Consider the following 14,667-nt stretch of genomic DNA (forward strand, 5'->3'; position numbering starts at 1 on the left):
GGATCACGCCCGTCGGCAGGCGCCGAGGCCGGTCTTCGGACTTCCCGGATCGACGTCCGGGTCACCGCAGCGGGCCCTGTGCCGGATTCTCACCGGCTTCCCGATTCTCCCGGCCGCGCGGTCAGCGCGGCGCGGGCACCTCGGGCCTGGTGATCGCAGCATAACTCCTGGGTCACCACCAACGGGCCTGACGTACTGTGACCTGCCGTGATGGTGCACGTGGTTGGCATCGGCGCGGACGGCTGGCGGGCGCTGGCGGAGCCGGCAAGGGAGTTGGTGCGGGCGGCCGGGGTGGTGCTCGGCGCGCCGCGCCAGCTCGGGCTGCTGCCCGACATCGCCGGTCAGCGGCGCGTGGCGTGGCCCTCGCCGCTGCGCGAGCGGCTGCCCGGACTGCTCGCCGAGTTGACCGGGGACGGGCCGGTGGTGGCGCTCGCGTCGGGTGACCCGTTGGTCGCGGGCATCGGGACGACGCTGCTGAACCTGCTCGGCCTGGAGTCGGTGGTCGTGGTGCCGGCGGTGTCCTCGGTGGCGCTCGCCCGCGCCCGGCTCGGCTGGCCGGCCGAGACGGTCGAGGTCGTCCGTGAGCCGGGCACGGTGGTGCGCCACCTCGCGCCGGGGCGACGGATTCTCGTGCTGTCCCAGGACAAGCACACCCCCGCGCTGGTCGCGCGGGCGCTGACCGAGCGCGGTTTCGGGGCGAGCGGGCTGACCGTGCTGGCCGACCTCGGCGGGGACGACGAGTCGGTGCGCCAGGTCGACGCGGCCGACTGGACCGGGGACGCGCCCGCGCTGCACGTGCTGGCGATCGAGTGCGTCGGTGGGCCGGCACATGGGCTGCTCGCGGGCCTGCCGGACGACGCGTTCGAGCACGACGGTCAGCTCACCAAGCGGGACCTGCGGGCGGTCGCGTTGGCCAGGCTCGCGCCCCAGCCGGGACAGCTGCTGTGGGACGTCGGTGCCGGCGCGGGGTCGGTCGCGATCGAATGGCTGCGCGCGCACGCCACCTGCCGGGCCGTGGCGGTGGAACGGGACGCCGTGCGCGCCGAACGGATCGCGCGCAACGCCGGCCGGCTCGGGGTGCCGGGCCTCGCGGTGGTCACCGGTGCGGCGCCGGATGCGCTGGCCGGACTGTCCACTCCGGACGCGGTGTTCGTCGGCGGCGGCGCGACGATCCCGGGTGTGCTGGACGCCTGTTGGTCGGCGCTGCCGCCGGGCGGGCGGCTGGTCGTGCACGGGGTCACGGTGGAGACCGAGGCGGTGCTCGCTCGCGCGTACGGCGAGCGCGGCGGGGAGCTGACCCGGATCGCGGTCGAGCACGCCGCACCCCTCGGCGGACTCACCGGCTGGACACCAGCCCGTACGGTGACCCAGTGGACGGCGACCAAACCATGACCCTGGTGCGTTTCGTCGGCGCCGGGCCGGGAGCCGCGGATCTGTTGACGCTGCGGGCGGTGGAGTTGTTGCGGGCGGCCGATGTCTGCCTCTACCCGGGCACCTACCTCGACCGCGCGGTGCTCGGGCACTGCCGCGCCGACGCCCGGCTGGTCGACACCCAGCACCTCGATCTCGACCAGATCGTGGCCGACCTGGTCACCTCCCAGCGGGCGGGACTGCGCGTGGTGCGCCTGTGCTCCGGCGACCCGTCGGTGTACTCGGCGCTCTACGAGCAGACCCGGCGGCTCGACGCGGCCGGCGTGCCGTGGGACGTGACCCCGGGCGTGCCGGCCTACGCCGCCGCGGCGGCGCGGATCGGACACGAGCTGACCGTGCCGGCGGTGGCCCAGTCGGTCGTGCTCACCAGGACCCGCGCCAGGTCGACCGCGATGCCCTCGGGCGAGACCCTGGCCGCGTTCGCCGCCACCGGCGCGACCATGGTGCTGCACCTGGCGATCACCCGCACCCGGATCCTGGCCGAGGAACTGGTGGCCCACTACGGGCCGGACTGCCCGGCCGTGGTGGTCGCCAACGTCTCCCAGCCGGCCGAGCTGGTACTGCGCGGCACCCTCGCCGACATCGCCGACCAGGTCGAGGCCGCCGCGCTCCGGCAGGCCGCGGTGATCATGGTCGGCCCCGCGCTCGGCACCGGCGTGGCGGGCGCCGAGTCCTACCTCTACGACCCGGCGAGGGAACGTCAGTCCCGGACATAGCGCGGAGTCCACGCCCGGCCGGCCGCGCTGACCCGCGTGCTGCTCGCGCCGATGATCAGCAGACACCGCATGTCGACCGACTCCGGGTCCAGCTCGGCGAGCGTGGTCATCGTCAGCGACTCGCCCGCCCGGCCGACGTCCCGCGCGACCACGACCACGGTGCCCGGATCGCGGTGGGCCAACAGGATCTCGCGCAGCTCACCGACCTGCGTCGGCCGCGCGCGGGAACGCGGGTTGTACACCGCCAGCACCAGGTCGGCCTCGGCCACCGCCCGGATGCGGCGTTCGATCACCGACCACGGCTTGAGCCGGTCGGACAGGCTCAGCACGGCGAAGTCCGCGCCGATCGGCGCCCCCGCCCGCGCCGCCGCGGCCTGCACCGCGCTGACCCCGGGCACGACGCGGACGTGCACCGCCGCGTAGGCCGGATCCTCGGCCGCCTCGAACACCGCCGACGCCATGCCGAACACCCCGGCGTCCCCACCGGACACCACGGCCACCCGCGCCCCACCAACGGCCAGGTCGAGCGCGAACCTGGCCCGGTCCAGCTCCACGGTGTTGCCCGAGGCGTGCCGACGCAGCCCCGCCCGCTGCGGCACCCGGTCGACATAGGGGGCGTAGCCGACGACGTGGTCCACCTCGGCGAGCACCGCCGCGGCCTCCGGGGTGAGCCACTCGTCGGCACCGGGGCCGAGGCCGACGACCACCAGCTCGGCGCCGGCCGGCACGGGTGCCGGCGATGGAGCCTCGGCGGTGTGCGTGTCGCCGGGCACCACGATCAACGAGAAGTACGGCACGTCGGCCGGCGAGACCTCGGCGACCGGCAGCCACCGTTCCTCGGCCATCGACGCGCGTTCGACGTACCAGGCGTCGTCGAGCCGGTCGGCCTCCACCAGCGCGGCCCGCACCTCGGGGAAGGTCCTGCCCAGCTTCATGATGATCGCCGCGTCGGTGTCGGCCAGCCTGCGGGCCAACTCGGGTCGGGGCAACGTCCCCGGCAGCACGGTGAGCACGTCGGTCTGCCTGGCCAGCGGGGTGCCCAGCACGGCGGTCGCGGCCGTGAACGCGGGCACGCCCGGCACCACCTCGGTCTCGAAGTGCTCGCTGAGCCGGTCGTGCACGTACATGTACGAGCCGTAGAACAGCGGATCGCCCTCGGCCAGCACGACCACGTCCCGCCCCGCGCTCAGATGGGCGGCCAGGCGCTTGGCGCAGTGCTCGTAGAAGTCGGCCATGGCACCGGCGTAGCCGCCGGGGTGGTCGGTGATGCCCGTGGTGACCGGGTACTCCAGCAGCTCCTCGATCACCCCGGCGCGGACGTAGGGGTCGGCGATGCGGCGCGCGTTGGAGCGCTTCCTCGGCCCCTGGTGGTAGGCGATGACCTCGGCGTGCTCGATGATCCTGGCGGCCTTGACGGTGACCAGTTCGGGGTCGCCGGGACCGAGCCCGACGCCGTAGAGCCGCCCGGTCACTCCCGCTCCCTGGCGAGTGCGTTGAGCGCGGCGGCGGCCAGCGCCGAGCCGCCGCGCCGGCCGTGGACGGTCAGGAACGGCACGTCGATCCCGTGGTCGGCCGCGAACGACGCGAGTGCCTGTTTGGACTCGGCCGCGCCGACGAAACCGACCGGCACGCCGACGATCGCGGCCGGTGGGGCGGCGCCGTCGGCCAGTAACTCCAGCAGGTGGAACAGCGCGGTCGGCGCGTTGCCGATCGCGACGACCGAGCCGGCGAGCAACTCGCCCCACAGCGACACCGCGGCGGCGCTGCGGGTCGTGCCGAGCACCCGGGCCAGCTCCGGCACCCGCTCGTCGCGCAGCAGGCAGCGGACGTCGTTGGCGCGTGGCAGCCGGGCGCGGGTGACCCCGGAGGCCACCATGTGCGCGTCGGTGAGGATCGGCGCGCCCGCCAGCAGCGCGGCGCGGGCCGAGGAGACCAGCGCGGGGTGGATCACCAGTGCGGCCGGCAGGTCGGTCTGGCCGGTGGCGTGCACCATCCGCACCGCGACCTTCTCCGCGTCGGCCGGCAGGTGGGCCAGGTCGGTCTCGGCGCGGATGGTGGCGAAGGACTCGGCGTAGATCGCCGCGCCGTCCCGGACGTAGTCGTAGCGCGGCGTCGGCGCGGTGAACCCAGCGGTCATACGGACTCCTCCACCACGATGCTGCGCCAGGGGGTGACGACCAGGCCGGCGGCACCGGTCAGCTGTTCGGCCAGCGGGCGGCGGACCAGCCCGGCCGGCACGGCCAGCACCTCGACCGGCCCGTGCCGGCCGGGCGCTGGCGGCGCGGACTCGACCTCGGTCGCCGGGTCGCGGGCCGCGCGGGCACCGAGCACGACCGTCGGGTCGGGCAGTTCGTCGACGTGCCAGCAGGCGCTCGGCCCCGTGCCGCGCGACCGTGCGAACGCGCGGGCGAGGTCGACCAGTTCCGCCGCGGCCCGGTCGACCGGCACGACCGGTCCCCAGCCCGCCGCGCCGGCCCGCAGCTGCACCCTGGTCGCGTCCACCGCGACCAGCCCGAGGTCGAGGTCCCGCCCGGCCAGGTCGCCCCGGCCGTCGTCGAGGACGAACAGGAACCGGCCGCCGAGCACGGCCAGCGCGGGGTCGGCCAGCAGCGCCTCGTCCAGCGCCCGCACGACCGGCCGCAGGTCGACCCGGCCGCCGACCAGGCCGGTGAGCGGCGAGACGAGGATGTTGCGGACCAGCTCGTGGGTGCGTGAGGGCAGCAGCCCGGCCGCGGCGATCGCGTCGACCAGGCTGTCGGGGACGCCGCCGGCGATGCCCCGCAGCTGGAGGTTGGCCCGCTTGGTGAGCAGCACCGTGCCGTCGCCGTGCCGCTCGGCGGCCTCGACCACCCGGAGCAGCGCGTCCGGACCGATCCGGCCGCCGGGCACGCGCAGCCGGACGAGCGCGCCGTCCTGCGCCACCCAGGGACGGAACACTCCCGGGCAGCGGTCGGCGTAGGTGCGGGCGGCCACCGGCCCATCGTGCCACCTGGTCCGTGCCACGATGACCACATGCCAGCAGCGGACTCCGTCCTGTCCGAGCTCGGCCCGTTCTTCGCGGTGCGCCGCGAGACCGGGCCCGGTCCGTGGCGACCGCTGCGGGACCTGCTGGCGACGGCGGTGCTCGCGGAGCGGGTGGGGCACGTGCACACCGTGCTCAGTCGACTGTCCACTGTGGACGTCGAGCGGCGGGTCGCGGCGTCCACGATGTCGCTGGGCCTGTTCGCCAGGCTGATCTCGCCGGTGCTCGGCGCCGGCGTCCTCGGCGTGCCGCTGCCCCGGCCGACCCTCGACGACGCCTGGTGGCAGCCGGTCGACCAGGGACCGTGGCCGCTCACGCTGACCGGTGCGGACACCGAACCGTCGGTGAGCGACCTGCTCACCGACGTGCTGACGCCGCTCGCGGAGGTGTTGGCGCAGCGGTACTCCCTGTCCCGGCAGATCCTGTCCGGCAACATCACCTCCGCCGTGTTCGGCGCGGCCCGCATGATCGGCCGCGCCCGTCCCGACCTCGCCCCGGCCGCGCGCGAGCACGGTGCCGCCCTGCTCGCCGGCCCGCTCGCGGGCACCGGTGAGCTGGCCGGCGAGTTCGTCCGGTCCTCCTGCTGCCTCTACTACCGGATCCCCGGCGGCGGGTACTGCGGCGACTGTGTGCTCGCCAGCGGTTAGGGTGGAGCGTGTCCGCCGGTCGCGGACTCAGGAACCCGGTGTGACTCCGGGGCGGTTCCGCCACTGTGCACCGGCTGACACCAGCCGGGCAGCCAGACACTGACCGCGGCCACCACCTGCCACGCGGGGCGCGAACCCCGCCAGGAGGAACCGCATGCCCAGTGTCACGCCCACTGTCGCGTTGCTGTCCACGTCCGACACCGACCTGCTGTCCGCGCGGGCGTCGGCCGCCGACTACCGCTGGGCCAACCCCGCCCGGCTCGACCTCGCCGACCTGGCCTCGGTCGTCGACGGCGCCCAGGTGGTCGTCGTGCGGCTGCTCGGCACCCCCGAGTCCTGGCGCGACGGCTTCGCCATCCTGCGGGACAGCGCCGTGCCGCTGGTGGTGCTCGGCGGCGAGCAGACCCCGGACGCGGAGCTGATGCGCCTGTCCACGGTGCCGGCCGGCATCGCGGCCGACGCGCACCGCTACCTCGCCGAGGGTGGGCCGGCCAACCTGGCCCAGCTGCACGCCTTCCTCTCCGACACCGTGCTGCTCACCGGCGAGGGCTTCGAGCCGCCGGTCACCGTGCCGGCGTGGGGCTTCGCCGACCGCGCGATCCCCGCCGGCGAACTGCCCCGGATCGGCATCCTCTACTACCGGGCACACGAGACCAGCGGGAACACCGACTTCGCGCACGCGCTCGCCGACGCGGTCGACGCCACCGGCGATGCGGTCGGCGTGCCGGTGTTCTCCGTGTCGCTGCGCTCGGCGCCCGACGAGCTGTACACCGCGCTCGGCACCCTGGACGCGCTGGTGGTCACTGTGCTCGCCGCCGGCGGCAGCACCCCGGCCGGGGTGAGCGCGGGTGGGGACGACGAGGCCTGGGACGTGGCGCGGATCCGCGCGCTGGACATCCCGATCCTGCAGGGCCTGTGCCTGACCTCCAGCCGGGCCGAGTGGCTGGCCGCCGACGAGGGCGTCACCCCGCTGGACTCCGCGAGCCAGATCGCGATCCCCGAGTTCGACGGCCGGATCATCACCGCGCCGTTCTCGTTCAAGGAAACCGACATCGACGGCCTGCCGCGCTATGTCGCCGATCCCGAGCGCTGTGCCCGCGTGGCCGGCATCGCGGTCGCGCACGCCCGGCTGCGGCACACCCCGGTGGGGCAGCGGCGGATCGCGCTGATGCTCTCGGCCTACCCGACCAAGCACAGCCGGGTCGGCAACGCGGTCGGCCTGGACACTCCAGTGTCGACCGTGCGGCTGCTGCGCCGAATGCGGGCCGCCGGGTACGACATCGGCGACCTGCCGGCCATCGACCTCGCCGACGACACCGAGGCGGGCAACGCGCTCATCCACGCGCTGATCGCGGCCGGCGGACAGGACGAGGAATGGCTCACCCAGGGCCAGCTCACCGACGCGCACGTGCGCATCCCGGCGGGGGACTACACGCGCTGGTTCGCCGCGCTGGACCCCGCCCTGCGGGAGTCGGTCACCGAGGCCTGGGGACCGGCGCCGGGCGCGCTGTTCGTCAACGACGCCAACGAGATCGTGCTCGCCACCATCCGGTCGGGCAACATCGTGCTGCTGATCCAGCCGCCGCGCGGGTTCGGCGAGAACCCGGTCGCGATCTACCACGACCCGGACCTGGCGCCATCACACCACTACCTGGCCGCCTACCGCTGGCTGGAGCATGGTTTCGGCGCGCACGCCGTCGTGCACCTCGGCAAGCACGGCTCGATGGAATGGTTGCCCGGCAAGAACGCCGCGCTGTCCGCCGCCTGTGCCAGCGACGCGGCCATCGGCAACCTGCCGCTGGTGTATCCGTTCCTGGTCAACGATCCCGGCGAGGGCGCGCAGGCCAAACGCCGCGCGCACGCCACGATCGTCGACCACCTGGTGCCGCCGATGGCCAGGGCGGAGAGCTACGGCGACATCGCCCGGCTGGAGCAACTCCTCGACGAGCACGCGAACATCGCGGCGATGGACCCGGCCAAGCTGCCCGCGATCCGCGCCGAGATCTGGACCCTCATGCAGGCCGCGCACATGCACCGCGACCTCGGCCTGGACGACCGCCCGGACGACACCGAGTTCGACGACTTCATCCTGCACGTCGACGGCTGGCTGTGTGAGGTCAAGGACGCCCAGATCCGCGACGGGCTGCACATCCTCGGCCAGGCACCCGCCGGGGCCGCGCGGGTGGACCTGGTGCTCGCGATCCTGCGCGCCCAACAGATCTGGGGCGGCGAGACCGCCGCGGTGCCGGGCCTGCGCACCGCGCTCGGCCTCAAGGAGGGCGCCGAGCAGACCGGTGCCGTGGACACCGTCGAGGCCAAGGCCCGCGCGCTCGTCGAGGCGATGGAGGCGGCGGGCTGGGACCCGGCCGCGGCGACCGGACTGCACGAGGACCCCGAGGTCGTCCGGGTGCTGGCGTTCGCCGCCACCGAGGTGGTGCCCCGGCTGAACCGCACCACCGACGAGCTCGACGCGGTGCTGCACGCGCTCGACGGCGGGTACGTCCCGGCCGGCCCGTCCGGCTCGCCCCTGCGCGGTCTGGTCAACGTGCTGCCGACCGGCCGCAACTTCTACACCGTCGACCCCCGCTCGGTGCCCTCCCGGCTCGCCTACGAGACCGGTGTCGCGATGGCCGACTCGCTGCTGGCCCGCTACCTGGACGAGACCGGCGAGTACCCCAAGTCGGTCGGCCTGTCGGTGTGGGGCACCTCGGCCATGCGCACCTCCGGCGACGACATCGCCGAAGTCCTTGCCCTGCTTGGTGTCCGGCCGGTCTGGGACGAGGCCTCCCGGCGGGTGCGGGAGCTGGCGGTGCTGCCATTGGCCGAGTTGGGCCGACCGCGGATCGACGTGACCGTGCGGGTCTCCGGCTTCTTCCGCGACGCCTTCCCGCACGTGGTCGGCATGCTCGACGACGCGGTCCGGCTGGTCGCCGCGCTGGACGAACCGGCCGAGCAGAACTTCGTCCGCGCCCACGTGCACGCCGACCTCGCCGAGCACGGCGACGAACGCCGGGCCACCGCGCGGATCTTCGGCTCGGCCCCCGGCTCCTACGGCGCCGGCATCCTGCAGGCCGTCGAGTCCGGCACCTGGCGCGACGACGCCGACCTGGCCGAGGTCTACACCGCCTGGGGCGGCTTCGCCTACGGCCGGGGGCTCGACGGCCGGCCGGCGGCCGAGGACATGCGCGCGAACTACCGCCGCATCCAGGTCGCCGCGAAGAACATCGACACCCGCGAGCACGACATCGCCGACTCCGACGACTACTTCCAGTACCACGGCGGCATGATCGCCACGGTCCGGGCGTTGACCGGCGCCGACCCGAAGGCCTACGTCGGCGACTCCACGTCCCCCGACGCGGTGCGCACCCGCACGCTGCAGGAGGAGACCAACCGCGTCTTCCGCTCCCGGGTGGTGAACCCGCGCTGGATCGGCGCGATGCAACGGCACGGCTACAAGGGCGCCTTCGAGCTGGCCGCGACCGTGGACTACCTGTTCGGCTTCGACGCGACCACCGGTGTCGTGCACGACTGGATGTACGAGCGGCTGGCCCGCGAGTACGTCCTGGACCAGACCAACCAGGAGTTCATGCGCCAGGCCAACCCGTGGGCGCTGCGCGGCATCGTGGAGCGACTGCACGAGGCGGCCGACCGCGGGCTGTGGGCCGAGCCCGACCCGGAGGTGCTGGCCCAGCTGCAGGCGGTCTACCTGTCGGTCGAGGGAGACCTCGAGGACGGCGCGTGAGCCGACGGGTGGTGCTCATCGGCGTCGGCCCCGGCGGTCCCGACCAGCTCACCGTCGAGGCGGTCCTGGCGATGAACGAGGTCGACTTCTTCGTGGTGACCGAGAAACAGCGCCCGGACGGCGACCCGCTGGCCGCCGCCAGAACAGCGCTGCTTGGCCGCCACGTGCGCGGCGACCCGACGATCGTGGTCGTCGAGGACGCCGAGCGGGACCGCACGGCGGCGGACTACGCACACGCGGTCGCCGACTGGCACGCGGCCCGCGCCGCCCGCTACGCCGCCGCGCTGGCCGACCACGACGGCGACGCGGGCTTCCTCGTCTGGGGCGACCCGGCCCTCTACGACTCGACGATCCGCGTGCTGGCCCGCGTCGCCGACACCGTCGGCGCCCGGCTGGAGGTCGTGCCGGGCGTGTCGAGCCTGTCCGCGCTCGCCGCCCGCCACCGCATCGTGCCGCACGGCATCGGCGAACCGCTGCACATCACCACCGGCCGCCGTCTTGTCGAGGCGATCCGGCAGCGACAGCCCAACATCGCGGTCCTGCTCAGCCGCTCGTTGGAGGAACTACGCGCCGTCGACCCGGCCGGCTGGCACATCTGGTGGGGCGCCAATCTCGGCACCCCGAGCGAACGACTCGCCGCCGGCCAACTCGCCGATGTCCTGCCCGCGATAACAACCGCCCGCACCGCCGCGAAACACGAGGCCGGCTGGCTACTGGACATCTATCTGCTCCGGCACGAGAAGTGACTGCACCGGTTCCATAATATGAAACAATTGACCATCCTGTGGCAGGTGGATAGCGTGTTCGACGCGCGGCAGAAAACGGGAAGTCTGGTGTGAATCCAGCGCGGTCCTCGCCACTGTGACCGGATAGCGAACCTCATGACGCCACTGGGACATGTCCTGGGAAGGCGAGGAAAGCCGACATCCGGAAGTCAGGAGACCGTCTGCGGCGCGCACGTAGCCGATCCACGAGCGATGGAGCCGCACAATGTCGACCAACGACCTGACCGAACGCCTCAATGCCGGCCCGGTGATCTGCGCCGAGGGATTTCTTTTCGAGCTGGAGAGACGGGGTTATCTCACCGCCGGGGAGTTCGTGCCCGAGGTGGCGCTGGAACACCCCGACGCGCTGCGCGCCCTGCATGTCGACTTCCAACGAGCCGGCTCCGATGTGGTGGAGGCATTCACCTACAACGGGCATCGGGAGAAGATGCGGGTCATCGGCAAGGAGGATCTGCTCGAGCCGCTGAACCGCGCGGCACTGGGGATCGCCCGCGAGGTCGCCGACGCGCGACCCGGGGACCTGATGGCGGGCAACATCTCCAACACGAACGTGTGGGACCCGGCGGACACCGGCCGGCAGGCCGAGGTGCGTGCCATGTTCGAGGAGATGGTTGGCTGGGCCGTTGACGGCGGCGCCGACCTGATCATCGGCGAGACGTTCTACTACGCGGGCGAGGCGTTGGCGGCGCTGGAGGTGGCGGCGTCGACCGGCCTGCCGGTGGTGCTCACCATCGCGCCGATGGCACTGAACGAACTGGCCGACGGCGTCGGGATCGTGGAGACCTGCCAGCGACTCGAGCAGGCAGGCGCGGACGTCGTCGGCATGAACTGCTTCCGCGGGCCGGACACGATGTTGCCGTGGCTCAAGGAGATCCGGGCGGCGGTGTCCTGTCACGTCGGTGCCTTGCCCGTGCCGTACCGGACCACCGTCGAGGAGCCGACGTTCTTCAACCTGACCGACGACCGGGCACGCGTCCCCTCCCCGCACGGTCGCACGTTCCCCACCGCGCTCGATCCGCTGTCCGCCAACAGGTACGAGCTGGGCGCCTTCGCGACCGAGGCGCACGACCTGGACGTCAACTACCTCGGCGTGTGTTGCGGCGCGTCCCCGATGCTGGTCCGTCAGGTGGCGGAGGCGGTCGGCCGCACGACCGAGGCGAGCCGGTTCTCGGAGCGGATGAGCAACCACTTCATGTACGGCGACGACGAGCGGCTGCCGGACCACATCGTGGCTCTCGGCGATCGCGCGTGACCTTCCGGTAGTCACCGGCGGGGAGCCACACTGGGCTGGTCGACTGTTCTGGGAGGAGAATCATGCGGTTCAGTTTCGTGCTGTTGCCTGATTACCCGCTCGACGACACGATCGAGTCCATCAAGCTCGCCGACGAACTCGGGTTCTACGCCTGCTATGCGGCGGACGAGACCTGGCACAAGGATCTCTGGCTGTTGTTCGCCGCGGCGGCGGACAAGACGACCAACATCCGGTTCGGTCCGAGCGTGTCCGCGGTGACGTTGCGGGAGCCGTCGTTGATCGCCCAGGCGACCGCCACCCTCGACGAGCTCACCGGGGGCCGCGCCGAATGTGTGCTCGGGTCGGGGAACTTCGGGCTGCTCGCGCAGTACGGCATCGACTGGGCGCGGACGAAACCGTTGTCCCGCCTCAAGGAGGCGCACACCGTGGTGCGCACCCTGCTCGACGAGGGGGCGATCAGCCACGATGGCGAGTTCTACCGCTATGACGGGCTGTTCACCTTCGCCCGGCCGGTCCAGCGGCACGTTCCGGTCAAGCTGGGCGCGATGCGCGGCCCGAAGTCGTTCCAGGCGGCGGGGGAGCTGACCGACGGCGTGCACCATGCGCTGAGCTACACCAGGCGCGCCTACGAGTACATGGTGGAGAACGTGCGGATCGGCGCCGAGCGCGCCGGCCGCGACGTGTCGTCGTTGGACCTCGGCGCGTGGGTCGTGTTCGCCACGGGCGAGGACTCGCGGGCGGCCAAGGACGCCGCCAGGGCGATGGTCGGCCTGTACGCGTCGTCGATGCCGGCCGAGCAGTTGGCGCGCAACGACGTGGATCCCGCGTCGCTGACCGAGATCATCGCCGCGGTGGGGGAGGGCCGGGTGGACCGTGCGTTCGAGCTCACCCCGCCGGAGCTGGCCGACAAGCTGTCCGTGGCCGGCACCCCGGAGGAGTGCCTGGCCAAGATCAGGACGGAGATCGCCTCGACCGGGGTCAACCACCTGGTCCTCGCCATCACCGACGCCGCGCTGGTCAAGGCGTTCGCCGGCATCGACCTGCCCGGCGTGGCCACCATGCGCGAGCAGTTGCGGCTGGTGCACGACAGGATCATGTGGTGACCTGGTCAGCCGCGGTCGGCGCGGACGATCTCCTCGGCGGTCGGCGCCTCGTCGGCATCGGTCAACCACTGCAGCGCGACGCCGACCAGCAGTGAGTAGTAGTGCGCGCCAACGGCGTGCACCTCCGCCGGGTCCGCGTCCTGGCCGAGGCCACCGAAGGCGTGCGCCAGGGCGACCCGCGCGGTGCGCTGCGCCGAGGCGTTCATCTCGCGGATCTTGTCGTTGTGCTGGAGGACCGCGACCGTCTCGAAGTTGACGAACCACAGCTCGCGGTTCTTCTGGATCGACTCGATGATGCGCTGCCACCTGGCGACCCGCGCCGCCTGTTCCCGCGCTCCCTCGGCGTCCTCGAGCGCGGCGAACAGGTGGCGGCCCCACTCCTCGTTCAGGTCGTAGATCGCCTGCGTGAGCAGCTGGTCCTTCGAGCCGAAGTGGTAGTTGATCGACGCCTGGTTGGCGCCGGACGCCGCGACCAGCTCGCGCACGGTCGTCCGCGCGTAGCCGTTGTGCAGCAGACACTCCCGTGCGGCGGTGAGCAGGTTCTCCCGATGACCCATGACGGGTACCGTATCATGTAAACGTTCGTTTCAAACGAACATACATATCGAGGGGAGTCCTGTCATGAACACCAAGCCAGTCCTGCGGATCCGTGGGCTGACCTGCCAGTACCCGAGCGATGCCGGCCCGGTGCACGCCCTGCGCGGCATCGACCTCGACGTGGGCCGGGGGTCCTTCGTCGCGATCATGGGGCCGTCCGGCTCCGGCAAGACGACCCTGCTGCACTGCGCGGCGGGGCTACAGCGCCCGACCTCGGGGCTGGTCGAGCTGGACGACCGCGACCTCACCCAGGCCGGCCCGGTCGAGCTCGCGCGGCTGCGCCGCCGCCGGGTCGGGTTCGTGTTCCAGTCGTTCAACCTGCTGCCCGCGCTCACCGCGGGAGAGAACGTCGAGCTGCCACTGCGGCTGGACGGGCGGCGCACCGACCCTCGGCGCACCTCGGCCCTGCTGCGGAACGTCGGTCTCGGCCAGCGCGCCGGACACCGGCCGGACCAGCTCTCCGGCGGGCAGCAGCAGCGCGTCGCCGTGGCGCGGGCGCTGATCACCGACCCCGACGTCGTCTTCGCCGACGAGCCGACCGGCGCGCTGGACATCCGCAGCGCCCGCGAGGTGCTCACGCTGCTGCGCGGCCTGGCCAACGGCGGCCAGACGATCATCATGGTCACCCACGACCCGGTCGCCGCGTCCTACTCCGACCAGGTGCTGTTCCTGGCCGACGGGCGCATCGTCGACCGGCTGGCACGGCCGTCGGCGGGCGCGGTGGCCGCCAGGATGGCGACGCTGGTCGAGTCCGCCGAGCAGGCGGCCAACGACGCGGTGGTGGGCTGACCCATGCTGACCCTCGTCCTGCGCTCGTTCGTCCACCACCGCTCGGCCGCACTGGCGACCGCCCTGGTCTCGTTCGTCGGCCTGCTGCTGGTGACCGCGATGGCCGCGCTGCTCGGCACCGGGCTGGCCCCGACGACCACGGCGGCCGACGCGCCGTTCCTCACCCAGTTCCCGCTGATCATGGGTGGTTGGGTGGTGGCGATCGTGCTGTTCGCCATGGTCTCCACCATCGGCGTCACCCTCGTCGGCCGGCGCGGGGAGCTCGCGGGGCTGCGGCTGGTCGGCGCGACGCCGCGTCAGTTGCAGACCATGGTCGCCGCCGAGACCCTGGTGTTGTCCGCCATCGCCGCGGTGCCGGGCATCGCCTGTGGGTACCTGCTCGGCGGGCTCGTCCTGGACCAGGTGCACACCGCCGGGCTCATCGACGCCGCGTCGGCGTTCGCGCCCGGGGTCGTGCTGCCGGTGCTCGGCGCCGCGGTCGTGCTCGTCGCGAGCGTGGCGGCGGCCTGGCTGGGCAGCCGGCGGATCGCCGCGGCCAGCCCGGTCGGGGCACCCGTGGCGACCACGGGCCAGAGCCGCGGTC

The 14,667-nt window shown here is 73.0% G+C and carries 13 protein-coding genes and 2 riboswitches; of the genes, 9 read left to right on the plus strand and 4 right to left on the minus strand.

The features are described 5' to 3' along the window. Positions 1–9 precede the first annotated feature (9 nt). Positions 10–158: riboswitch (cobalamin riboswitch) on the minus strand. 52 nt (positions 159–210) lie between these two features. After that, on the plus strand, positions 211–1,392 hold the full coding sequence (gene cbiE, locus ACYVIP_RS26120; protein ID WP_460400881.1) for a precorrin-6y C5,15-methyltransferase (decarboxylating) subunit CbiE: 1,182 nt from the start codon (positions 211–213) through the stop codon (positions 1,390–1,392). Then, positions 1,389–2,147, plus strand: a complete 759-nt coding sequence (locus tag ACYVIP_RS26125) for a cobalt-precorrin-4/precorrin-4 C(11)-methyltransferase (RefSeq protein ID WP_460400909.1) — start codon at positions 1,389–1,391, stop codon at positions 2,145–2,147. Before cbiE ends, ACYVIP_RS26125 begins: the two co-directional genes overlap by 4 nt. Here the strand turns inward: ACYVIP_RS26125 and ACYVIP_RS26130 are convergent. From ACYVIP_RS26130 to ACYVIP_RS26140, 3 genes are read right to left on the minus strand one after another with little or no spacing between them, the layout of a single operon-like run. Further along, positions 2,132–3,619, minus strand: coding sequence for a precorrin-2 C(20)-methyltransferase (locus ACYVIP_RS26130; RefSeq protein WP_460400883.1), 1,488 nt, complete (start codon positions 3,617–3,619; stop codon positions 2,132–2,134). The genes ACYVIP_RS26125 and ACYVIP_RS26130 overlap by 16 nt on opposite strands. Beyond that, a complete protein-coding gene (locus ACYVIP_RS26135; RefSeq protein ID WP_460400885.1) occupies positions 3,616–4,284 on the minus strand; it encodes a precorrin-8X methylmutase in 669 nt (222 codons plus the stop codon). Before ACYVIP_RS26135 ends, ACYVIP_RS26130 begins: the two co-directional genes overlap by 4 nt. Continuing rightward, positions 4,281–5,120: a sulfite reductase subunit beta gene (locus ACYVIP_RS26140; RefSeq protein ID WP_460400887.1), complete on the minus strand. Its 840-nt coding sequence runs from the start codon at positions 5,118–5,120 to the stop codon at positions 4,281–4,283. The genes ACYVIP_RS26135 and ACYVIP_RS26140 overlap by 4 nt, the downstream gene beginning before the upstream one ends. Positions 5,121–5,159: 39 nt before the next feature. On the opposite strand from ACYVIP_RS26140, the gene ACYVIP_RS26145 reads away from it, so the two are divergent. From ACYVIP_RS26145 to ACYVIP_RS26165, 5 genes are all read left to right on the plus strand, one after another. Next, positions 5,160–5,816: a (2Fe-2S)-binding protein gene (locus tag ACYVIP_RS26145; protein ID WP_460400889.1), complete on the plus strand. Its 657-nt coding sequence runs from the start codon at positions 5,160–5,162 to the stop codon at positions 5,814–5,816. Between the two features lie 154 nt (positions 5,817–5,970). Next, entirely contained in the window at positions 5,971–9,558 is a 3,588-nt protein-coding gene (cobN, locus tag ACYVIP_RS26150; RefSeq protein WP_460400891.1) for a cobaltochelatase subunit CobN, read from the plus strand. After that, positions 9,555–10,304 (plus strand): precorrin-6A synthase (deacetylating), encoded by a 750-nt coding sequence (cobF, locus tag ACYVIP_RS26155; protein ID WP_460400893.1) that lies wholly within the window; start codon positions 9,555–9,557, stop codon positions 10,302–10,304. The genes cobN and cobF overlap by 4 nt, the downstream gene beginning before the upstream one ends. Positions 10,305–10,333: 29 nt before the next feature. After that, positions 10,334–10,523, plus strand: a riboswitch (cobalamin riboswitch). Between the two features lie 25 nt (positions 10,524–10,548). Next, positions 10,549–11,595: a homocysteine S-methyltransferase family protein gene (locus ACYVIP_RS26160; protein ID WP_460400895.1), complete on the plus strand. Its 1,047-nt coding sequence runs from the start codon at positions 10,549–10,551 to the stop codon at positions 11,593–11,595. 62 nt (positions 11,596–11,657) lie between these two features. After that, a complete protein-coding gene (locus ACYVIP_RS26165; protein WP_460400897.1) occupies positions 11,658–12,698 on the plus strand; it encodes an LLM class flavin-dependent oxidoreductase in 1,041 nt (346 codons plus the stop codon). A 5-nt stretch (positions 12,699–12,703) separates the two neighbouring features. On the opposite strand, the gene ACYVIP_RS26170 is transcribed toward ACYVIP_RS26165, so the two are convergent. Beyond that, positions 12,704–13,255 (minus strand): TetR/AcrR family transcriptional regulator, encoded by a 552-nt coding sequence (locus ACYVIP_RS26170; RefSeq protein WP_460400899.1) that lies wholly within the window; start codon positions 13,253–13,255, stop codon positions 12,704–12,706. 64 nt (positions 13,256–13,319) lie between these two features. Here ACYVIP_RS26170 and ACYVIP_RS26175 point away from each other — a divergent pair, with 64 nt between their 5' ends. Beyond that, on the plus strand, positions 13,320–14,084 hold the full coding sequence (locus ACYVIP_RS26175; RefSeq protein WP_460400901.1) for an ABC transporter ATP-binding protein: 765 nt from the start codon (positions 13,320–13,322) through the stop codon (positions 14,082–14,084). A gap of 3 nt (positions 14,085–14,087) precedes the next feature. Further along, on the plus strand, positions 14,088–14,667 hold a 580-nt coding region (locus tag ACYVIP_RS26180), incomplete at its 3' end, for an FtsX-like permease family protein (protein WP_460400903.1).

The organism is Actinophytocola sediminis, from assembly GCF_054779715.1.

What these genes read in the sequence shown, in the direction of transcription:
- ACYVIP_RS26135 (WP_460400885.1), bottom strand. Translation starts at nt 4,284, where the DNA reads ATGACCGCTGGGTTCACCGCGCCGACGCCGCGCTACGACTACGTCCGG.
- ACYVIP_RS26125 (WP_460400909.1), top strand. Translation starts at nt 1,389, where the DNA reads ATGACCCTGGTGCGTTTCGTCGGCGCCGGGCCGGGAGCCGCGGATCTG.
- ACYVIP_RS26165 (WP_460400897.1), top strand. Translation starts at nt 11,658, where the DNA reads ATGCGGTTCAGTTTCGTGCTGTTGCCTGATTACCCGCTCGACGACACG.
- ACYVIP_RS26175 (WP_460400901.1), top strand. Translation starts at nt 13,320, where the DNA reads ATGAACACCAAGCCAGTCCTGCGGATCCGTGGGCTGACCTGCCAGTAC.
- cobN (WP_460400891.1), top strand. Translation starts at nt 5,971, where the DNA reads ATGCCCAGTGTCACGCCCACTGTCGCGTTGCTGTCCACGTCCGACACC.
- ACYVIP_RS26170 (WP_460400899.1), bottom strand. Translation starts at nt 13,255, where the DNA reads ATGGGTCATCGGGAGAACCTGCTCACCGCCGCACGGGAGTGTCTGCTG.
- cbiE (WP_460400881.1), top strand. Translation starts at nt 211, where the DNA reads ATGGTGCACGTGGTTGGCATCGGCGCGGACGGCTGGCGGGCGCTGGCG.
- ACYVIP_RS26160 (WP_460400895.1), top strand. Translation starts at nt 10,549, where the DNA reads ATGTCGACCAACGACCTGACCGAACGCCTCAATGCCGGCCCGGTGATC.
- ACYVIP_RS26145 (WP_460400889.1), top strand. Translation starts at nt 5,160, where the DNA reads ATGCCAGCAGCGGACTCCGTCCTGTCCGAGCTCGGCCCGTTCTTCGCG.